Below are 21,087 nucleotides of genomic sequence, written 5' to 3'. Positions count from 1 at the left end.
CTAACGTCGATTTTGGGTCGCGGCAGCACGGGCACGGTTTATAAGGCCGTCGACCGCCATCGCGCGCACTTGGATCCGACGGCGCGCTGTGTCGCTGTGAAGGTGCTGAAGCTCAACTACGAGCATCGGCCGGACGAACTGGCGCAGCTGGAACGCGAGTTTCACGAGGCCCAGTCGCTGTCCCATCCCAACGTGGTCAGCGTGTTCGACCTGGATCGCGACGGCAATGTTTATTTCATCGTCATGGAGTTGCTCGAGGGCGAGCTGCTCGCTGACATTCTGAAGCGGCTGGATGGTCAGCCCATGGCGCACCATTACGCGCTGGGCATCATCAGCAGCGTTGGCGCCGCGCTGGCGCATGCGCATCGGCGCAATGTCGTCCATGCGGATCTTAAGCCGCGCAACATCATGATTACGTCGACTGGCGAAGTGCGCGTCCTCGACTTCGGCTTCTCGCGCGACCGGCCGCTCGATTTGCACACCGCGTCGGGACTGCATGAAGGTCCGGTCGCCGCGCCGGCCTATGCCAGCGTGGAGCGAGTGAACGGCAGCGATCCGCATCCCAGCGACGACGTTTACAGCCTGGCCTGTATTGCTTATGAGCTGCTGTCCGGGCGGCATCCCTTCGGTGGTCGCTCTGCGCCGCTCGCGAGAGCGCACGGCCGCGCGCCACAGCGCATCGCGGGCTTGAGCGGCAAACGACAGCAAACGTTGCAGCGGGCTTTGTTGTGGACTCGCGGTGAGCGTCGAATCGATATCGTCGAGTTGCTGACGGGGCTGGGCTGTGGCGAAGCGCCGAGTCGTCTCGGTTCGCCTTCTGAGCTCGCCGTGCCCGACGTGTCGCGCTCACGCTGGCGCCGGGTCGCGGTTGCGATGCTGCTCGCGATGGTCTTTGCGGCGAGTGGTTACTTCGTTTGGCAGTACGAGTTGTTGCCGAAAAATCTGGCCAACGTGCTACCGGTGATGCCGCCGTTCGCCGATCGTGAATTACAGAGCGAAGCCACCGGGCGCAACCCGGTCGAGGAACGGCCGGCACGGGTCAGCGATAGTGTCGGCTCGCAACCGCTGTCGACGATTACTCCGCCCACGGTTGAACCGTTGGCTTCGTCGGAGCGTCCGGCTTCAGGCGCTGCTCCGAAGGTCACGCAGCCTGCCGCGCCGACGGGTCGAGCCGATGCTCGGCAGCCAGCTGAAACGGCACGAACGCCAGCAGCGACGCAGTCGCAGCCGCGCACGCAGTCGGAACAGGCCGCTGGATCCAGTGTGCCCGCGACTCAGTCGGCGTCATCGTCGGCAGCAGCGCGGCCCATCTCCATCGAATTCGACAAGGACAGTTACGTTACTTCCGAAGGCGACGGCTCGGTGCGGCTGCTGGTCCGGCGTTCGGGTTCGACGCGTCGTGAAGTCACGTTCACTTGGAATCTGCGCGCCAACTCGGCGGAGATGGGCTCAGACTTCGCCGGCATCGGCCCGGGCACGGAGCGCATTCCCGCCGGTGTGCGTGAAGCTCATATCACCATCCCGCTGGTGCAGGACTCGATCAAGGAAACCACTGAGCTGTTCCTGGTCGAGCTGCAAGTCAATGAAGAAGGCGTGACCCTCGGCGAGCGCAGCAGCGCCGCTGTCATCATCGTCGACGACGACTGATCGCCCGTGGACGTGCGATTCTCCGGACAAGCGTTGCATTGTCAGCTCGGCCGTACTGAGCTGGAGCGTTTGGTGTCGGGCCGTGCGGTGGATCTGGTCGTGGCATTGCCCCGCCATCATGCATTCAGAGTGAGCATTCGACCGTCGGTGATGACTGCCGAGCGCGGCGGCTGGCAGTTGGATAGCGACCCCACCGGGATTTGGGTCACCGTGCCTCGCGCGGAGCTCGAGCAGCTCGGCCAAACCACGACCTTCGCCGAACGCCTCTTGCACGACTTTCCAGTGACGTCAGATGCAAACCTGCAGCTGATATTGGAAGTCATCCCCGATTCGGCACCGGCAGAACGCAGCGTCCTGGAGATTACTCCCCAGCTGGACCTTGCCGAATAAACGGCTCCGACTCCGAGCCAGCGCCGCAGCCAAAAATATCCTGCTGCCGGCAGAAGCGCCGACGCTTACTTCTTCGCTTGTTCTCTCTGCACGGCTCGATAGCCGATATCGCGTCGATACTGCACGCCGTTCCATTTGATCTTGTCGCACAGCGCATAGGCAGCTCGCTGAGCGTCGCTGACGGTCTTGCCCAGGCCGACGGCACACAACACTCGCCCGCCGCTGGTAACGACTTTGCCGTCGTCCAGCGTGGTGCCGGCATGAAACACTTTGCCGGCCAAGGTCGCAGCGTCATCGAGACCGCGAATCTCATCGCCTTTGCGCACCGAGTCCGGATAACCGCCAGCAGCGAGCACGACACCGAGTGCCGCTCGCGGATCCCACTCGGCAGTCACCTGGTCGAGTCGACCATCCAATGCCGCTTCACACAGCGCAGTCAGATCGGTCTTGAGACGCGACAGGATGGGCTGAGTCTCCGGATCGCCGAAACGGCAATTGAACTCGAGCACGTTGGGCGTGCCATCCGGCGCAATCATGATGCCGGCGTACAGGAAGCCGATATACGGCGTGCCATCGCTGATCAAACCCTCGGCCGTCGGTCGCATCACTTCATTCATGATGCGTGCGTGCAGCTCGTCGGTGACGACGGGGGCGGGCGAGTAGGCACCCATGCCGCCGGTGTTCGGTCCTTGGTCGCCGTCATCGCGACGCTTGTGATCTTGCGACGTGGCCAGCGGCAGAATGTGTTTGCCGCTGACGATGGCGATGAAGCTCGCTTCTTCGCCTTCCAAAAACTCTTCGATGACCACGGTGTTGCCAGCAGCGCCGAACTGTCCGTCGAACATCGCCTGCGTGCTCGCTATCGCTTCTTCCTGGGTCTCGCAGATGATCACGCCTTTGCCGGCCGCGAGGCCGTCGGCTTTGACCACCAGCGGAGCACGCTGAGCGCGCACCCAAGCGGGATCGAAATTGGCTTTGGTGAAAGTCGCGTACGCCGCCGTGGGAATCTTGTGACGACGCAGGAATTCTTTGGTGAAGGCTTTCGAACCTTCCAGGCGCGCGGCGAGCTTGCGCGGACCGAAGCAACGCAAGCCAGCGGCTTCGAACGCATCGGTAACGCCGATCACCAGCGGCGCTTCCGGGCCGACGATGGTCAGATCGATTTTTTCGCGCTTGGCGAAGTCGAGCAACTTGTCGATGTCGTCGGCTGCGATGTCGACGTTGGTGACGCCGTGCTCGAGCGCGGTGCCCGCATTGCCGGGGGCAACGAAGACCGCAGTGATTCGCGGAGTGTTGGCAATCTTCCACGCGAACGCATGTTCGCGGCCACCGGAACCCAGAATCAGAACGCGCATAGTTTCTCTACGTCAGTTGTCGCGAGCCGCAGCTCGCGAGCGGCGGCTCAGTGTCTGAAGTGCCGCATGCCGGTCAACACCATGGCCATGCCATGTTGGTCGGCCGCGGCGATCACTTCGTTGTCTCGCATCGAGCCGCCCGGTTGAATCACGGCCTTGATGCCGAGTTCGGCAGCAACGTCCAAACCGTCGCGGAACGGGAAGAACGCATCCGACGCCATCACTGCGCCGGCCACTTCCAGACCTTCGTCCTTGGCCTTCATGGCAGCGATGCGGCTCGAGACCACGCGGCTCATCTGGCCGGCGCCGACGCCGAGGGTCATGCGCTCTTTCACATAGATGATGGCGTTGGACTTGACGTACTTGCACACCTGCCAAGCGAACAGCAGGTCGGCGAATTGTTCTTCGCTCGGCACCAGCTTGGTGACGACGCGTAGGTCGGGGCGCAGGATGCGACCTTCATCGCGCGTCTGCACCAGCAGACCGCCGTTGACGCTGCGATATTCGTGACGAATGCCAGTTGCTTGCAAACTTCCAGTGATAAGCACGCGAACGTTTTCCTTTCGCGCGCAAATCTCCAACGCGTCGGCATCGACTTCCGGCGCGATGATCAGTTCGACGAACTGACGCTCGACGATGGCGCGCGCTGTGCTCGCATTGAGCGGGCGATTGAACGCGATGATGCCGCCGAACGCTGACGTAGGGTCGGTGCGATACGCACGATCGTAGGCAGCGAGCGTGTCGCCGGCCACAGCGACGCCGCACGGATTCGCATGCTTCACGATGACGCAGGCCGGCTCATCGAATTGACGCACGCATTCGAATGCAGTGTCACCGTCAGCGATGTTGTTGTACGAGAGCTGCTTGCCCTGCAATTGCTTGGCAGTGCCGATGCTGGCACCCGGTACATCGGCGACGGCGTAGAACGCTGAGCTCTGATGCGGGTTCTCGCCGTAACGCAGATCCATACGTTTCTGGAACTGCAGAGCCAACGACTCCGGATATTCTTCCTTCGTGTCCTGCGGAGCCTGAGTCACGCGCGTCAAATAACTGGCGACTGCCGAGTCGTAGCTGGCGGTGTGTGCAAATGCTTTGGCCGCGAGTCGCTTGCGCGTTTGCTCGGAGACCGCGCCGTCGGAATTGTTCAACTCATCGAGCACGGCTGTGTAGTCCAGCGGATCGACGATCACCGTTACGCGATCATGATTTTTGGCCGATGCGCGCACCATCGCGGGGCCGCCGATGTCGATGTTTTCGATGGCGTCTTCGTAAGTGCAATCGGGTTTAGCGATGGTCGCCGCGAACGGATACAGATTCACCACCACCAGATCGATGGGATCGATGCCGTGCTGGCGCATGACTGCATCGTCGATCTCGCGCCGGCCGAGCAGGCCACCGTGAATTTTCGGATGCAAGGTTTTGACGCGACCATCCATGATTTCCGGAAAGCCGGTGTGCGCCGATACCTGCGTCACCTGGATGCCATGCTTCTCCAACAGGCTGGCGGTGCCGCCCGTCGAAAGAATCGCTACGCCACGACGTTGCAACGCCTGCGCGAATTCCACCAGACCATCTTTGTTGGAAACACTCAGCAGCGCGCGGCGCACGCCAATCTTCGACAGAGCCGGGGACATGTGCGGTGATTCTCTTGCAAACCAAACAACGAACCAAGGCGCCGGACGAATTAGTTGTCCAGGCCGTAAGTCTTCAACTTCTTGCGCAGCGTGCCGCGATTGATGCCGAGAATGTCGGCAGCGCGACTCTGGTTACCTTCGGCGTAATGGAGCACGGCTTTGAACAGCGGTTCTTCCACTTCACGCAGCACCAGGTCGTACAACTGCCCGGGCTTGTGACCGTTCAAGGTCGCGAAATAAGAATCGAGCGCTTCCGCCGTCATCGTCCTCAAGGGCATCGCCCGCGTCGCGGGCCGAGCCAGCGGCTCGCGGCGAGCTCTGGTTGTTTTTCTGGGGGCCATGGCCTCTCCGCCAAAATTCTTTGCAATCAAATGTTCGTTCACGTCGCGTGCCTCTCACTGGCGCGCGACTCGTTCAAGCCGCGCTAGACAGTCTCTCTTCCGGCGCTTCTGCGAGCGCATTGAAATACGCCTGGACGCGGTCGATTTGTGTCGACGCGTCAGTCGCCTGCATCACGGCTTGTCGTAAAGCCGGCGCAGACGCGCGACTCTTCGCATACCAATCGATGTGTTTACGCGCGACCCGGACTCCCGCCTCCTCCCCGTAGAAGGCATGCAGATCGCGCAAATGAGCGAGCATGATATCACGGACTTCTGCGATGGAAGGTGGTGCGTATGAGTGCGCGTCATGTGCGCCATCGTTCAGCCCAGCGAGAATTTCTCGGAAAATCCACGGCTGACCTTGTGCGCTGCGCCCGATCATCAAGCCATCTACGCCAGTCTGTTCAAGTACGTGCTTCGCTTTCGCTGCTGAGTCAATGTCGCCATTGGCGAAAATCGGAATCGACACGCTTTGCTTGATGCTACGGATGGTGTCGTATTCGGCGCTTCCCTGGTACATGCAAGCGCGCGTGCGGCCATGAATCGCCAGCGCTTGCACGCCGATTGCTTCGGCCATGCGCGCAATCGCCGGGCCGTTGCGATGTTCGGGATCCCAACCGGTGCGCATTTTCAATGTCACCGGCACGCTCACCGCCTTGACAACGGCTTCCAGAATCTGCCGTACCAGCGGCTCATCTTTCATCAGCGCCGAACCGGCCGCCTTATTGCAAACTTTTTTCGCCGGGCAACCTAAATTGATATCGATGATTTGCGCGCCGGCATCGGCGTTACGTCGCGCGGCCTCGGCCATCATCTCCGGATCGCCGCCAGCGATCTGCACCACGCGCGGCTCAGGCTCGCCACTGTGGTCCATGCGCCGACGCGACTTCTCGGTGTGCCATAAACGCACATCGCAAGTCAGCATTTCTCCAGCAGCTATTGCCGCGCCCATGCGTCGACACAACAGTCGAAACGGCAAGTCGGTCACGCCTGCCATGGGCGCGAGCGCCAGATTGTTGACCAATTCGTAAGGCCCGATGCGCATCACAGTTTGCCCGGCACGTCGGCGGCGCAGACTGCACCTCGCGCGCCACGCAGGCACACGTCGAAACGAAAACCTTCGGCGTCCGGTCCCGGATCGACGATGGCGATGCTCGCATTGGTTTGTTGAGCCGGTGCCAGCATGCGGTCGGGCGCGGCGGTCGGGTCCAGATACTCGGCGGGTTCGAACTCGCGCGCGCGCACCTGATCTCCCCAACGATCTTCGAGCACCAACTTCAGCAACGGGTAAGGCTGAGGAAAGTCGGCGAGATTTTTCACACTGGCGCGCACCTTCAACGTTCCGGGGGCCGCCGGATCGGCGATCACGCCCCATTGGCGCACTTCGTAGGCGTGCAGGTTCCAGTCAGGGCGCAAGCTCAGGCCGAGCGCGCCATAAATACTTTGCATGGGTCCGCCGAGCTGCGGGTGACGCGCCAGATCCGACCGGTAGTGATGTACGACTTGCACGAGCAGCGCCAGGAACAGCGGCACGGCGAGCAGCGACCACAGCGGCGAGGGCGTGTCGCTGCGTTGCTGAGTCGGGAAATCGAACTCGGTGGGTGAGTCGTCGACGGTGATCGCGCGCGGATTGCGACGTGAGCGCACGCTCGGCTCGCGTGTGCGAGTCGGCGTGAAAGTGGCTTGAGGTTGCTGCTGAGCCCATTGACCGGATTGTGACGCGGCTCGCTCGGCTTCCATTTCGGCCGCGGCCGCTTGGATGTCTGCGTCTTCCTCGACCACGCTGGAATATTCCTCGCGCATGTCGATGACTTCGATTTCCGGCTCGCTGTCGAGCAAGGCATCGTCCTGATCGATCTCGACCCATTCTTCGACGGTCTGTTCGCGAATCTGCGGCTGACCCTGACCGCTTTCGTCGATGGTCTCGTACACGCCGCTGATTTCGATGTGGCGGCCTTCGAGCGTGATCTCCTCGTGCTCGACCGGCTCCTCGACTTCGATCTGGCCGGGTGTCTCCGGCGGCTGCGGCAGGGCGCGTGGCGGCCGCATGTAACGTCCGCTTTCGACGTCGCCGGCGTCGTTCTCCTCGATCAAACGTTCCAGCGCGTCGAACTGTGTCTGGCAGCGGCCGCAACGGACCTGGCCGTGCGCGACCCGGAGGATCTCGCTCGTGACGCGAAAGGTCGTCTGGCAGCTGGGACACTGAGTCAGCATGCGAAGATCATCACGATCCAAAACGATTTAGGGCGGTGGAGTCGGCCGGCGCACGCCGTCGAGGCGCACCCAGTCGTCTCGGACCACGACGGGGCCGATATCAAACCACGGCGCATATGTGGTTGCTACAGCTTCCGCCTGATTCTGAAGAATTCCCGACAGCACCAGTCGACCGCCGCTGCGAACCCGGCCGGCGAATGCCGCCGCCAGGCTGGCCAACGGCCCGGCCAGGATATTTGCCAGCAGAATGTCGGCTGGTGCGCCATGACCTTCATCGGCGTCGACCAAGCGTGCCGTGATCAGCTGCGCCACGCCGTTGCGTTCAGCGTTGTCGTGGGTTGCCAGGAGCGCTTGCGGATCGATGTCGATGGCAAGCACGTCGGCTGCGCCGAGTTTGGCGGCGGCGATGGCGAGGATGCCGGAGCCGCAGCCGAAATCGATGACCCGTGCGCCGGCGACCTGTGCGCTATCCAACCATTCCAGGCACAGCGCCGTCGTGGGATGCGTACCGGTGCCGAAGGCGAGCCCGGGATCGAGTTCGATGAGCACCGGCGCTTTGCTGGTGGTCAGCTGAGCGGCGTCTGGTTGCTGGCCGCCGGGGCAAATCCACAAGCGTTCGCCGAAACGCATGGGCTTGAAGTCTTTCAGCCATTCACGTTCCCAGGCGCGATCTTCGAGAGTTTCGAAGTGGGCATGGCTCAAAGGCTGAGCGAGCGGGTCACCCAGCTCGGCTGCGAGCGTTATCAGCACTTCATCGCGATGGACTGCGCCGTCGAATAGCGCCTTCACGCGGACGCGTGGCCACAGCGGAGTCGTTCCGGGCAGCGGTTCGAGAACGGGATCGTCACCCTCGTCTTCGAGGGTGATGGAGGAGGCGCCGGCCGCGAGCAGCGCATCCTCATACGGCGCAGGGTCGGCTGCGCCGATCGGAAGGATGAGCTGCAGGAAAGGCATGGCCGATTATTTAATTCCCAGGATTTATTTGATACCCAGGATTATTTAATACCCAGGCGGCGTTCCAGGTAATGAATATCCAGTCCGCCGGCCTTGAAGGCGGCGTGATTGAAAATTTCCTGGTGCAACGGGATGTTGGTCTTGATGCCTTCGATGACCATTTCCGACAGGGCGTTCTTCATCCGAGCGATGGCGGTGTCACGATCTTCGCCGTAGGCGATGACTTTGCCGATCATCGAATCATAGTAAGGCGGCACCGTATAACCACTGTACAAATGGCTGTCGACCCGGATGCCCGGGCCGCCCGGTGCGTGGAACAGCTTCACCGGACCCGGCGAAGGAATGAAACCCTTCGGATCTTCGGCGTTGATGCGGCACTCGATGGCATGGCCACGAATCTGGATGTCGTTCTGGGTCCAAGGCAGGCGCTCGCCGGAAGCGACGCGCAGCTGGGCCTTCACGATGTCGATGCCGGTGATCTGTTCGGTGACCGGATGTTCCACCTGCACGCGCGTGTTCATTTCGATGAAATAGAACTCGCCGTCCTGATACAGGAATTCCAGCGTGCCGGCGCCGCGATAACCGACGTCCCGACAGGCAGCGACGCAACGATCGCCGATGGCCTTGCGCTGTTTCGGAGTGATGCCCGGCGCAGGCGCTTCTTCGATGACTTTCTGGTGGCGACGTTGCAGCGAGCAGTCGCGTTCGCCCAGATGCACCACGTTGCCGTAGTTATCGGCCAGCACCTGGATTTCGATATGACGCGGCTTTTCGAGGAACTTCTCCATGTAGACCTCGGCGTTGCCGAACGCGGCCAAGGCTTCGGCCTGGGTCACGTTGATCGCATTGATCAAGGTCGCGTCGCTGTGGACCACGCGCATGCCGCGGCCGCCACCGCCGCCGGAGGCTTTGATGATGACCGGATAGCCGAGCTCATGCGCGATACGGAAGTTTTCATCCGCATCGGCGCCGAGCGGGCCGCCGGAGCCGGGCACGCAAGGCACGCCAGCGGCCTTCATCACGCGGATCGCCGACACCTTGTCGCCCATCATGCGAATGGTTTCGGGCTTGGGGCCGACGAAAATGAAACCGCTCTTCTCCACGCGCTCGGCGAAGTCCGCGTTCTCGGACAAAAAGCCGTAGCCGGGATGGATGGCGACCGAGTCGGTCACTTCCGCGGCGCTGATGATCGCCGGCATGTTCAGATAACTGTCTTTGGAGGCCGGCGGGCCGATGCACACCGACTCGTCCGCCAGCAGCACGTGCTTCTGGTTGAAGTCGGCAGTGGAATGCACGGCGACCGTTTTGATGCCTAGCTCACGGCAGGCGCGCAATATCCTTAGCGCGATCTCGCCGCGATTGGCAATGACTACTTTTTCCAACATGTTTGGTTTTTTACCCGCGCACGCCGGCCGACGAGGGGCGGGCGTGCGACGAAGTTAAGCGGTGGCGATTATTCAATAATGAACAGGGGCTGGCCGAACTCGACCGGATCGCCGTTCTTCACCAGCACCGCCGTGACTCGGCCGGATTTGTCCGACTCGATCTGATTCATCATCTTCATGGCTTCGATGATGCACAGGGTGTCGCCGACATTCACTTCGCTGCCGATGTCGACGAACGACTTGGCGCCCGGCGAAGCGGAGGAGTAATACGTGCCGACCATCGGCGCCGTCACGGTGTGATCGGCTTTGCTCGGCGCAGCGGCGACGGCCGGAGCAGCAATAGCTGCCGGTGCGGCGGCGACCGGTGCAGCCACCGGAGGAGCAGCGTAGTGCACGATCGGCGCGGCGGCCTGGCCCTGCGGATAGCGGCTGATGCGCACCGACTCCTCACCCTCACTGATCTCGATCTCGGCGATGCCGGATTCCTCGAGCAGCTCGATGAGTTTTTTGACCTTGCGAATATCCATATGGACCCTCTTGTTCTTTTCCAGCTTGGAGCGCGGAAAGAGTGCGAAAAAAACGCCAGCGCTACGACTTTATTTGCGGGGCAGGGTCAGGTAATTCGCCGCGGCGCGCAGCGCCAGCTCATACCCGAATGCACCCAGTCCCGTAATCGTGCCGATGGCGATGTCGGAGAAGTAAGAGTGATGGCGGAAAGACTCCCGCGCATACACGTTGCTCAGATGTACTTCGATGAAAGGAATCTTCACGCCCAGCAGCGCGTCACGCAGGGCCACGCTGGTATGCGTGAACGCTGCCGGATTGAAGATGATGCAGGCGACGTGCGAAGTCGGCGCCTCGTGGATCCGGCTGATCAACTCGGCCTCGGCATTGCTTTGGAACGCCGACAAGTGATGGCCGGATTCCGCCGCGAGCTGGCCCACGCGGTTCACGATCTGCTCCAAGGTGACGGACCCATACGTGCCCGGCTCGCGAGTGCCGAGCAGGTTCAAGTTGGGGCCGTTCAAGAGCAGCAGGTGCGCCATGCGGATGAGTTATGAAAATTCACTGCAACGAAGATGGCGGCGAGTTTAACCAGATTGGGTGCAATTTGGCGATGGTTTGCACCACGATCCAAGCGGATCGCGGCTACATCGGGGCTTTTTGTGGGCAAATCCGCAACAGTGGCGGAAGCCCTGGCGCGCGCTGCCTGGCCCTTCGAATCCCGTTCTTTAGCGCCCGCGCCGGAAAAATAGGGGCGGCATCATAGCCGATCTGGCGGTGTCGGCCAGCTTTACTGTTTGGCCTCGGGCAATTCCGCGAGTTGCTTGGCTACAACGGTGCGCGCACTGAATGGCGTCAACTCACCGCTGTTCACCTTGCGGACGGCTGCCAGCATGATTTCGGCCTGCGGCGGATGCAGCTCGCCGAGGTGGAATAGCACCAGGCGCTGCTGGTTATCGGTAAATACCGTGAACGGGAAGCCCAGCGAGCCACGGCCGAACTTGGTCACCGCCTCGAGCCCGTCTTGTTCGCCGATCAGCAGCGGATAGCCGATGCCGATCTCTTTGGCGTACTTCAACACGTCATCGCGAAAGTCGACTGCGACGCCGACGATCTGGAAGCCTTCCGCGCCGTGCTCGGCCTGGATCTTGTTCAGCAGCGGAATTTCGCGACGGCAAGGCGCGCACCAGGTCGCCCAGAAATTCACGATCATCGACTTGCCTTGCCAACTGCGGATGGATTGCGGCTGGCCGTCGAGGTTGGCGAGCGTGAAGTCGGGCAGCACGTCGGGGAGCCCATCGGCGCCGCCTTCTGTTTCAGATGCTGCTTCCGTTTCGGCCGGTGCGCTCGTGGTCTGCGCCTGCTCGACGTTCACGCGAGGCGCGATGCCGAAGTGATAAAGACCGAAGCCTGCCGCCGCCGCAATGACGGCGACCACAACGTAACCGATGGGTTTCATATCAGCTGTCTCAAACGAAGAGCGGCTCGCGGCCGCGTGAGTACGAGAAGAAGCGCGGTTCTAACTACCGAATGCCGCTCGCACATGTTCGCTGAAGCGCTCGGCTTTCACGAATCCTACCAGTCGAAAGTCTTTGCGTTCGACTCCATCGGCGCCATAGAACGCGATGGTCGGCGGGCCGTAGATTTCGAAACGGGTCATCAGCGCTTTGTCGTCATCGTCATTTGCGGTCACATCCGCCTGCAATAACACCGCGTCGGCCAGCGCCGCCTGAACTGCCGGGTCCGGGAACGTGAACTTTTCCATCTCTTTGCAGGACACGCACCAGTCCGCATAGAAATCCAACATCACCGGTCGGCCGGCAGCGGTCGCCGCGGCCACGGCATTTTCCAGATCGCTGACGGTTTTGATTCGTTGAAACGCCAGCGCATGTTCCTGCGCGCTCGCGCCGCCACCGCTGCCGGCGGCCAAGCGATCCAACGGTTGCAATGGATCTTTGCTGCCGGACGCCGCGCCGATCAGTAACAGCATTCCATAGACGACTGCGATCAAACCCAGCGCGCGCAACGGAGCGGAGATTGGTCCACCATCGCGTGCTTTGAGCGAGAACACCCAGAAGCCCGACAGCACCGTGAGCAGTGACCACAACAGCATCACTATGCCTGCCGGCAACAGCGGCGAAACGATATAAATCGCAACGCCGAGGAACAGCACGCCGAACAGCGATTTCACCGTGTCCATCCACGGACCCACTTTCGGCAGCAACGAGCCGGCGGATGCGCCGACGATCAACAACGGTACGCCCATGCCCAAGCCGGTCGCATACAGCGCGCCGGCGCCGCGTGCGATTTGACCGGTCTGGCTGATGACGGACAGCGCCGCGATGATGGCGGGCGCAACGCAGGCGGTTACGACCAGTGCAGACAACGCACCCATGATGAACGTGCCGATGTAGGTGCCCGATTTTTGGTCATTGCTGACATTGGTCAGTCGGGTTTGCAACGAGCTCGGCAATTGCAGAGTGAACGCACCGAACATCGCGACGGCGAGCACCACGAACAGCAGCGTCATCAACGTAATGATCCACGGCTGTTGGAAGAACGCTTGCGGCGCTTGTTTGAATGCCAGCACGAACGCGGCACCCGCAGCGGCGTAAGTCAGCGCCATGCCTTGCACGTATGTGAATGCGAGCGAGAAGCCGCGTGCCGGAGTAACCGTGCCGCCTTGGCCCACGATGATGCCGGACAGAATCGGAATCATCGGCAGCACACAGGGCGTGAACGACAACAGCACCCCGAGGCCGAAGAAGGTGGCGAGCACAGCAAACAAATTGCCGTCGCGAATCAGCGTGGCCAGCTTGTCTTGTTCGGCAACCGGCGCTTTCGATGCTGATTGAGAGCCGGCAGCGCTGGTGGTGGTTGGCTCGGCCTGCGCATCGGCCGGCAGCGTGGTCGCTGTGTCGGTGGGCGTTAGATCCAACGACACTTGTTTGGTGATCGGGTTGTAGCAGAGCCCGCCGTCGGCACAGCCCTGATAAGTCACATTCAAATCCAGCTTGCCGGTGCCCGCCGGCCGCGCGATCGGCAACGACGCTTCGAGGATCTCGTGATAGACCTCGGTGTCGCCGAAGTACTCGTCATGTTTCGGGTCGCCTTTGGGCAGCTGTAATTTGCCCAGGGTCACGCCCGGCGTGTTCGACGTGACGTGGATGCGATCCTTATAGAGGTAATAGCCCTCGGCGATGATCCACGTGAGTGCTACCGACTCGGGCTTCTCCATGCCGGCGCCGAAGCGGAAGGCTTCGTCGGGCGGCAGGAAGTCGTCGTTCTGTTTGGCCTGACCCAGACCGCCGGATTTGGATTTGAACACCGAGCTCAAGCCAGCGCCCTGGCCGCCAGCGCTTGCGCCCGCGGCCGGCAGATCGATTTCGGTCTTCCAGCGCAACGGCGGATAGCACAGGCCGGCATCGGCGCAGCCTTGCAGCTTCAGTTCGAGCGCCAGTTTTTTCGGCCGCTCGGCGCCTTGCACAGTGAGCGCCACGGGCACATCGACACTGCCGCGATAAATCTCCTGGGTGCCGAAGTAATCGTCGGTGTGTTCTTCGCCCTTGGGCCACTGCGGTTCGGCGAGTTGCACGGTGGCCATGGTCGAGGCCACGCCCATCTTCTTCTTATAGAGGTAGTAGCCCGGCGTGATTTTCCAGCTGACCACGACGTGGTCGCCCTCGGCCTTGACCGTGTAGCGGTAGGCCTGCTCGGGCGGCAGGAAGTCGTCCTTGGCCCAGGCGGATTGGATCAGGGCCGGCGGCAGGGCCAGCCAGGCCAACGCCACCGCCCACCAGCCCAGCGCTCCGGACCGATACTTGTTGCTGTTCAAGTCGTTCGCCTTCATCGAGGCTCCAGCCCCGTCGAGTTGTTCGCGGCCACGCCGGTTCGGACCCACTGCAGGTAGCGTTCGTTCCCGCCCGCCACCGGCAGGGCCACCAGTTCCGGCAATTCATAGGGGTGCAGCGCGCTGAGCCGGGCTTCCAGCTCGGTCAGGCGCGCCGCCGTAGTCTTAATGATTAACAGAATCTCCGCGTCGTCCTGGAGACGGCCGTCCCAGAAGTAAGTCGAAGCGATGCCAGACACCCGATTCACGCAGGTTGCCAATCGCTCGCTCACCAAAGCCTCGGCCAGACGCTTGGCGGTGGCCTCGTCCGGGCAGCTGGAAAAAGCCACAATCACTTGCTCGGTCATGGGGTTACACTCGCTTGCCGCGGCCGGCAGCATAGCCTTAGGCCGGTCCGTTGTCAGTGCCGCCAAGGTGATAGGGGGGTCATCGAGCCCGCCAAATTCGACTTGAAATATCCCTTTCGCTGCCTATTATTAGCACCCGCATGGGGTGAGTGCTAACGAACGATCGGGAAGCGTCGCCCCACCCTCCAACACTCCCAAATCCAATCGCAAACTAGCGTTGCCGAGGTTTGAGCTATGGCCGAGAAACTGAAAATTCGCCCCCTGCACGATCGCGTGATCATCAAGCGCCTGGAAGAGGAGCGCACCTCCCCCGGCGGCATCGTGATTCCGGACTCGGCCACTGAAAAGCCGATCAAGGGCAAGGTCGTTGCCGTCGGCAAGGGCAAGATCCTGGAGAGCGGCGAAGTGCGCGCGCTGGACGTCAAGGTCGGCGACAACATCCTGTTCGGCAAGTACAGCGGCACCGAAGTGAAGGTCGACGGTGAAGAGCTGCTGGTCATGCGTGAAGAAGACGTCATGGCCGTGATCGAGAAGTAATTCTCGACGCGCGACCGGCTCACGCCAGTCTCGCAACACAGATTCAGTAGTGGGCCGGCTACGCCGGCCCGCGAAACCGAAAATCAGATAGAGGTTGAACTCACATGGCAGCTAAAGAAGTACGTTTCAGCGACGACGCTCGCGCTCGCATGCTCAAGGGTGTGAATATCCTGGCGAACGCGGTCAAAGCCACGCTCGGCCCCAAGGGTCGTAACGCGGTGCTCGAGAAGAGCTTCGGCGCCCCCACCGTCACCAAGGACGGCGTGTCGGTCGCGAAGGAAATCGAGCTCAAGGACAAGTTCGAGAACATGGGCGCGCAGATGGTGAAGGAAGTTGCTTCCAACACGTCTGACGAAGCCGGCGACGGCACCACCACCGCCACCGTGCTGGCTCAGGCGATCGTGCGCGAAGGCCTCAAGGCCGTGGCCGCCGGCGCCAACCCGATGGACCTGAAGCGCGGTATCGACCAGGCCGTCGCGGCTGCCGTCGATGAGCTGAAGAAGCTCTCCAAGCCTTGCAAAGATCAGAAGGCCATTGCGCAGGTCGGCACGATCTCCGCGAACTCCGACGAATCGATCGGCAAGACCATTGCCGACGCGATGGAAAAGGTCGGTAAAGAAGGCGTGATCACCGTTGAAGAAGGCTCGGGCCTGCAGAACGAGCTGGATGTCGTCGAAGGCATGCAGTTCGACCGCGGCTACCTGTCGCCGTACTTCATCAACAACCAGCAGAACCAGACTGCCGAGCTCGACAACCCGTACATCCTGTTGTACGAAAAGAAGATCTCCAACGTCCGCGAAATGCTGCCGCTGCTGGAAGGCATTGCCAAGGCCGGCCGTCCGCTGCTGATCGTCGCCGAAGATGTCGAAGGCGAAGCGCTGGCGACCCTGGTCGTCAACACCATCCGCGGCATCGTCAAGGTTGCTGCCGTGAAGGCCCCGGGCTTCGGCGATCGCCGTAAAGCCATGCTCCAGGACATCGCCGTGCTGACCGGTGGCACCGTGATCTCCGAAGAAGTCGGCCTGTCGCTGGAAAAGGCGACCCTGAACGATCTGGGCGAAGCCAAGAAGATCGTGGTCGAGAAGGAAAACAGCACCGTCATCGACGGCAAGGGCAAGAACTCCGAGATCAAGGCTCGCGTCGAGCAGATCCGTCGTCAGATCGAAGAAGCCACTTCGGACTACGACAAGGAGAAGTTGCAGGAGCGCGTCGCCAAGCTGTCTGGCGGTGTGGCCGTGATCAAGGTCGGCGCTGCCACCGAGATCGAGATGAAGGAAAAGAAGGCTCGCGTCGAAGACGCGCTGCATGCCACCCGCGCTGCCGTTGAAGAAGGCGTGGTTCCGGGCGGCGGCGTGGCGCTGATCCGTGCCCAGAAGGCTGTCGAGAAGCTGGAAGGCAAGAACGAAGATCAGGCCTTCGGTATCCGCATCCTGTCGCGCTCGATCGAAGAGCCGCTGCGCCAGATCGTCACCAACGCCGGCGAAGACGCCGCTGTGGTGCTGGCCAAGGTGAAGGACGGCAAGGGCACGTTCGGCTATAACGCCGCTTCCGGCGATTACGGCGACATGCTCGAGCTGGGCATCCTGGATCCGACCAAGGTGACGCGTCTGGCCCTGCAGAACGCGGCTTCCGTGGCCGGCCTGTTGCTGACCACCGAAGTGATGATCGCCGAAGCCCCGAAGGACGAGGCTGATCATGCTCACGGCGCCCCGGGCGGCATGGGTGGCATGGGCGGTATGGACATGTAAACGTATCGCGGGACAGGCTTCAGCCTGTCCTCGATGCCGACCTTGTCTCGAAAAGCCCCGCTCCGGCGGGGCTTTTCTTTTTGGGGCGCGTCATCCTGGTAAGATCGGTTGGAGCTGTACAGGAGAGAGCGTCATGGCTTGGTGGGCCTGGATGATCGTCGCCGCGATCGCGCTCGCGATCGAAATGTTCGTGCTCGACGCACAGTTCTACCTGGTGTTCTTCGGCATCTCCGCCGCCATCGTCGGCTTTCTCGGCCTGGCGGGCGTGGACCTGCCGGATTGGGCGCAGTGGCTGGCGCTGTCCGTGCTCGCCGTCGCCTCGATGCTCACTTTCCGGAAGCGCGCTTACGAGCTGGTGCGCCTGCGCACCGGTCATGTCGAAGAGCGGCTCACCGTCGGCGACCGAGTCACCGTGCCGGTGCGGTTGGAGCCGACTCAAACCTGCCGCGTCGACTATCGAGGTTCTTCCTGGACCGCGCGCAACGTCGATGAGCAACCGATCGAAGCCGGCCGCGAAGCCGTGATCGCGCGCGTCGATGGTCTGATCCTGATGGTGCGTCCGATCCTTTGACGCCGTTCCCAACAAGTAATACTTAGAAGCCGGAGGTTGTCGTGAGCACAACAATGTACGTCGTGCTGGCCCTGTTCGTGCTGGTCGTCATCGTGTTGATGAAGACCGCCATCGTGGTGCCACAGCAGAGCGCCTATGTGGTCGAGACGCTCGGCCGCTACAGTCGCACCATCCAGGCCGGCTTTCATATCCTGGTGCCGTTCGTCGAACGCATCGCTTACAAACACACGCTCAAGGAAGATGCGTTGGATATTCCCGAACAGATCTGTATCACTCGGGACAACGTGCAGGTCGGCGTCGACGGCGTGCTCTACATGCAAGTGCTCGACGCGCGCAGCGCCTCGTACGGCATCACCAACTATCGCTTCGCCATCATCCAGCTGGCGCAGACCACGTTGCGTAGTGAGATCGGCAAGATCGACCTGGACCGCACCTTCGAGGCCCGCGGCACCATCAACTCGAACGTGGTCAGCGAACTCGACCATGCGTCGGCCGCGTGGGGCGTGAAGGTGCTTCGTTACGAGATCAAGAACATCAACCCGCCGAAAGACGTGCTGCACGCGATGGAAAAGCAGATGCGCGCCGAGCGAGAGAAGCGCGCCGTCGTGCTGACTTCCGAAGGCGATCGCGACGCCAAGATCAACCAGGCGGAAGGCGAGAAACAGCGCGTCATCAAGGAATCCGAAGCCAACAAGCAGCAGCAGATCAACGAAGCCGAAGGTCAGGCTGCAGCCATTCTCGCGGTGGCAACGGCAACCGCCGAAGGCCTGCGGCAAGTTGGCGAAGCTCTTGCCGGCCGTGGCGGCATGGAAGCCATGCAATTGCGCGTCGCTGAAGAATACGTGAAACAGTTCGGCAAACTCGCCGACGAAGCCTCCAGCACGCTGATCGTGCCGGCCACCTTGAGCGATATTTCTTCGATGATCGCCATGGCGACCAGCGTGGTGAAGCAGCAGAACAAGGCGGTGAGCTAAAGTTATCGAGCCGACTGCACCAGTCGGCTAACGACTCGCTCCAGCTGCGTCAGCGTGCCGCACTCGTCGACTTGGTGGCAGTACGGCGAGTAGTGCCGCATTTCTGAGTCGCCGGTGTTCCAGATGGGTCTGGACTCTGGGTTGAGCCAGATGACGCGGCGGGAGCGGTCGTAGATTTCTTTGAGGATGTCGGTGCGAGCGTCGCCGTAGTTGTTACGAGCGTCGCCGAGGATGATGACGGTGGTGCGGCGGTCGAGATCGTCGAGACAGAGTTTGCGGAAATCGGCGAGGGCTTGGCCGTAGTCGGTGGAGCCGCTGCCGTATTGGCGCAAGGCCAGGGCGATGGCATCGTCGATGGAGTTTCGCGAGAACAGGTCGGAGATTTCGCCGAGGTCGGAAGAGAAGGCGAACGAGCGGACCTTGGGCAGGACTTCTTCCAAGCTGTATAAAAACATCAGCATGAATCGCGCGTAGTTCGCGACAGAGCCGCTGACGTCGCAGAGAGCGAAGACTTTGGGCTGTTCGGTTTTCACCGACTTCCACTGCAAATCGAAAATCGCGTCGTCGTATTTCATGTTCCGCCGCAACGTGCGGGGAACATGCAGGCTGCCGCGACGGAATACTTTTCGTCGGCGCGCGTAGGCGGCAACGAGCTTGCGAGCCATTCGATGGACCAGGTCCTGAAGCATCCGATGATGGCGTTGTTCGAGCACTGAGAGTCGCAGGTTGCGAACCAGACCTTCGCGAAGACGACGGCCGGACACGTCTGCGTGCAATAGGAACTGATGCTCGACGTAGTCCCGCACGCGTTCGCGGAGCCAGTCTCGTCGATGCCCGAGGTCCTGGGCCAAGCGACGGTTTGGCAGTGACTCGCTGGCCGTCAGCGAGAATATTTCCTCTTGTAGATCGGCGTGGCCCATCGCGTCCAGCACGCGACGGGTGTAGAGGCCTTTTTGAGTGAACAGCTCGATGCGATGAACGTTGACCAGCTGCCCGGCGGCGTTGATGGCGATGTTGACTTCGATGGAGTTGCCGCGAGTTAGGAGTTGGCCGAGAGCGGATTGAGGCTCGGCCATTTCGCCGGCCGTGACGCCGCCCGCGGAGGTGTCGCCCTCCGCAGCGACAGCTTCGCTGTCAGCGCGATTGTTTTGAGCTTGGCCGCGGCCGGTGCGCCTGCCTTGCGCGCTGCCGCCAGTGCCGCTGCGGCCGTCGCCAGCATTGCTACCGCCGCCAGCGTCGCTGTCATTGCCGTCGGCGTTGTCCGCCCGGAGATTGTCGCCGCCATCGTCGGCGCCAGACTGCGACTTGCCATCAGCATCGCCGCCGCGCGAGTCGCCGCGATTTCCAGCGCCGTCCGTGCCCGGCAAGGAATCGAGGGAGGACAGCGGCGTGCGTTCTCGGAACGAGAAGAACTGATCGAAACAACTATCGAACGCCGCTTTCTCATCCAGCGTCTTCGGCAGCACCAACCCCAGACTGTCCTTCAGCAACTGCCGGTCGCGATATCCCACCAGCTGCACGGTGCTGAATGCATCGAGCGTCTCCGCCGTCGATACGCGAATGTCGGCGTTGCGGAGGGCGCGGATGAAGTTGGTAAGAAGCTGATCCATGACGTCACAAGCGGCCGGCGAGTGTGCTCATAGCAGTGGCAGAAATCAGGAACGCACCGCCTTGTCCGTCAACGTCCGCAACTCAGGTTGCACACTCTCGATGTCCTCTTGAAACTTCAAGATCACGTTCATCGTGTTCCGCACCAGTTCCGGATCGAGCCGATCCGCGTGCAACAACAGCAAGGTGCGCGCCCAATCGATGGTCTCGCTAATCGAAGGCACCTTCTTCAAATCCAACTCACGCAGATCATGAATGAACTTGACCAACTGATCGCGCAACTGCGGAGCGATCTCCGGCACGCGAGCGTTGACGATGCGCTGCTCCAGCGCGATGTCGGGAAACGGAATGTACAAATGCAAACAGCGGCGCTTGAGCGCATCAGAAATCTCGCGAGTGTTGTTGCTAGTCAAAAACACCAGCGGCGGCGTGCCCCGCGCCTTTACCGTGCCAATCTCCGGAATCGACACTTGATAGTCAGAAAGGATTTCCAGCAGCAGTGACTCGAACTCGTGGTCGGACTTGTCCACCTCGTCGATCAGCAGCACACAGCCGTGCTCCTCGCGAAGCGCCTTCAGCAGCGGCCGCGCCTCGAGAAACTCCTCGGAGAAAAAGATATCGCCGAACTCATGCAGCCGCTTCACCGACTCGGCAAAGCCTTTCGCGCCCTGCAAAACTTCATCGAGAGTTTGCTTCAACACCTGCGTGTACAGCAGTTGCTTACCGTACTTCCATTCATACAGCGCCTTGGCTTCGTCCAAGCCCTCGTAACACTGCAGCCGGATCAGCGGCAGCTCGAACATCTCAGCGGTGGTCTTCGCCAACTCGGTCTTGCCGACGCCGGGCGGGCCTTCGATCAGCACTGGCTTGCGCAGGTGATAAGCCAAGTACACCGCGGTGGCGATCTGTTCGGAACAGATGTAGCGATGCGCTTCCAGATGCTGTTTGAGCGACGGGACGGAAGAGGCAATGCTTGGGATATCGACCAT

Annotated in this window: 20 protein-coding genes; 6 read left to right on the top strand and 14 right to left on the bottom strand. The window is 61.5% G+C overall.

The window, feature by feature from the left end; all coding sequences use genetic code 11:
- Both JNL55_RS19860 and JNL55_RS19855 read left to right on the top strand, forming a co-directional pair.
- The coding region (locus JNL55_RS19860) for a protein kinase domain-containing protein (RefSeq protein WP_293857700.1) at nt 1–1,647 on the top strand (1,647 nt) is incomplete at its 5' end.
- 6 nt (nt 1,648–1,653) lie between these two features.
- A complete protein-coding gene (locus JNL55_RS19855) occupies nt 1,654–2,037 on the top strand; it encodes a hypothetical protein (protein WP_293857697.1) in 384 nt (127 codons plus the stop codon).
- 65 nt (nt 2,038–2,102) lie between these two features.
- Here JNL55_RS19855 and purD read toward each other — a convergent pair whose 3' ends face one another.
- From purD to cutA, 12 genes are all read right to left on the bottom strand, one after another.
- A complete protein-coding gene (gene purD, locus JNL55_RS19850) occupies nt 2,103–3,392 on the bottom strand; it encodes a phosphoribosylamine--glycine ligase (protein WP_293857694.1) in 1,290 nt (429 codons plus the stop codon).
- 47 nt (nt 3,393–3,439) lie between these two features.
- Nucleotides 3,440–5,026, bottom strand: a complete 1,587-nt coding sequence (gene purH / locus JNL55_RS19845) for a bifunctional phosphoribosylaminoimidazolecarboxamide formyltransferase/IMP cyclohydrolase (protein ID WP_293857691.1) — start codon at nt 5,024–5,026, stop codon at nt 3,440–3,442.
- A gap of 50 nt (nt 5,027–5,076) precedes the next feature.
- Entirely contained in the window at nt 5,077–5,304 is a 228-nt protein-coding gene (gene fis / locus JNL55_RS19840) for a DNA-binding transcriptional regulator Fis (RefSeq protein WP_293857688.1), read from the bottom strand.
- Between the two features lie 136 nt (nt 5,305–5,440).
- A complete protein-coding gene (dusB, locus tag JNL55_RS19835) occupies nt 5,441–6,451 on the bottom strand; it encodes a tRNA dihydrouridine synthase DusB (protein WP_293857685.1) in 1,011 nt (336 codons plus the stop codon).
- Nucleotides 6,451–7,620 carry a DUF3426 domain-containing protein gene (locus tag JNL55_RS19830; RefSeq protein ID WP_293857682.1) on the bottom strand — a complete coding sequence of 390 codons (1,170 nt, stop codon included), beginning with the start codon at nt 7,618–7,620 and terminating at the stop codon, nt 6,451–6,453. Before JNL55_RS19830 ends, dusB begins: the two co-directional genes overlap by 1 nt.
- Nucleotides 7,621–7,647: 27 nt before the next feature.
- Nucleotides 7,648–8,574 carry a 50S ribosomal protein L11 methyltransferase gene (gene prmA, locus JNL55_RS19825; RefSeq protein ID WP_293857679.1) on the bottom strand — a complete coding sequence of 309 codons (927 nt, stop codon included), beginning with the start codon at nt 8,572–8,574 and terminating at the stop codon, nt 7,648–7,650.
- A 41-nt stretch (nt 8,575–8,615) separates the two neighbouring features.
- Entirely contained in the window at nt 8,616–9,959 is a 1,344-nt protein-coding gene (accC, locus tag JNL55_RS19820) for an acetyl-CoA carboxylase biotin carboxylase subunit (protein WP_293857676.1), read from the bottom strand.
- A gap of 68 nt (nt 9,960–10,027) precedes the next feature.
- Nucleotides 10,028–10,486, bottom strand: coding sequence for an acetyl-CoA carboxylase biotin carboxyl carrier protein (gene accB / locus JNL55_RS19815; RefSeq protein ID WP_293857673.1), 459 nt, complete (start codon nt 10,484–10,486; stop codon nt 10,028–10,030).
- Nucleotides 10,487–10,555: 69 nt separating this feature from the next.
- A complete protein-coding gene (gene aroQ / locus JNL55_RS19810; RefSeq protein WP_293857670.1) occupies nt 10,556–11,005 on the bottom strand; it encodes a type II 3-dehydroquinate dehydratase in 450 nt (149 codons plus the stop codon).
- Nucleotides 11,006–11,253: 248 nt separating this feature from the next.
- The gene (locus JNL55_RS19805; RefSeq protein ID WP_293857667.1) at nt 11,254–11,922 is read right to left on the bottom strand and encodes a TlpA family protein disulfide reductase; all 669 of its coding nucleotides are present in this window, start codon (nt 11,920–11,922) and stop codon (nt 11,254–11,256) included.
- 60 nt (nt 11,923–11,982) lie between these two features.
- Nucleotides 11,983–14,313, bottom strand: coding sequence for a protein-disulfide reductase DsbD (gene dsbD / locus JNL55_RS19800; protein ID WP_293857664.1), 2,331 nt, complete (start codon nt 14,311–14,313; stop codon nt 11,983–11,985).
- Nucleotides 14,310–14,660: a divalent-cation tolerance protein CutA gene (cutA, locus tag JNL55_RS19795; protein ID WP_293857661.1), complete on the bottom strand. Its 351-nt coding sequence runs from the start codon at nt 14,658–14,660 to the stop codon at nt 14,310–14,312. The genes dsbD and cutA overlap by 4 nt, the downstream gene beginning before the upstream one ends.
- A 246-nt stretch (nt 14,661–14,906) precedes the next feature.
- Between cutA and groES the strand changes: the two genes are divergently transcribed.
- The 4 genes from groES to JNL55_RS19775 all read left to right on the top strand — a co-directional run bounded on the left by groES (nt 14,907) and on the right by JNL55_RS19775 (nt 18,490).
- Nucleotides 14,907–15,197, top strand: a complete 291-nt coding sequence (gene groES / locus JNL55_RS19790) for a co-chaperone GroES (RefSeq protein WP_293857703.1) — start codon at nt 14,907–14,909, stop codon at nt 15,195–15,197.
- A gap of 104 nt (nt 15,198–15,301) precedes the next feature.
- Nucleotides 15,302–16,945 (top strand): chaperonin GroEL, encoded by a 1,644-nt coding sequence (gene groL / locus JNL55_RS19785; protein ID WP_293857658.1) that lies wholly within the window; start codon nt 15,302–15,304, stop codon nt 16,943–16,945.
- 133 nt (nt 16,946–17,078) lie between these two features.
- Nucleotides 17,079–17,516, top strand: a complete 438-nt coding sequence (locus JNL55_RS19780; RefSeq protein WP_293857656.1) for an NfeD family protein — start codon at nt 17,079–17,081, stop codon at nt 17,514–17,516.
- A gap of 53 nt (nt 17,517–17,569) precedes the next feature.
- On the top strand, nt 17,570–18,490 hold the full coding sequence (locus tag JNL55_RS19775; protein WP_415923122.1) for an SPFH domain-containing protein: 921 nt from the start codon (nt 17,570–17,572) through the stop codon (nt 18,488–18,490).
- A gap of 2 nt (nt 18,491–18,492) precedes the next feature.
- Here the strand turns inward: JNL55_RS19775 and JNL55_RS19770 are convergent, their stop codons facing one another.
- Nucleotides 18,493–20,100: a VWA domain-containing protein gene (locus JNL55_RS19770; protein WP_293857652.1), complete on the bottom strand. Its 1,608-nt coding sequence runs from the start codon at nt 20,098–20,100 to the stop codon at nt 18,493–18,495.
- Between the two features lie 45 nt (nt 20,101–20,145).
- Nucleotides 20,146–21,087: an AAA family ATPase gene (locus JNL55_RS19765; RefSeq protein ID WP_293857649.1), complete on the bottom strand. Its 942-nt coding sequence runs from the start codon at nt 21,085–21,087 to the stop codon at nt 20,146–20,148.

This window comes from Steroidobacter sp., from assembly GCF_016790065.1.
In the GTDB taxonomy this organism is placed as follows: Bacteria; Pseudomonadota; Gammaproteobacteria; order Steroidobacterales; family Steroidobacteraceae; genus Steroidobacter.
This window is presented reverse-complemented; position numbering and strand designations above follow the sequence as displayed.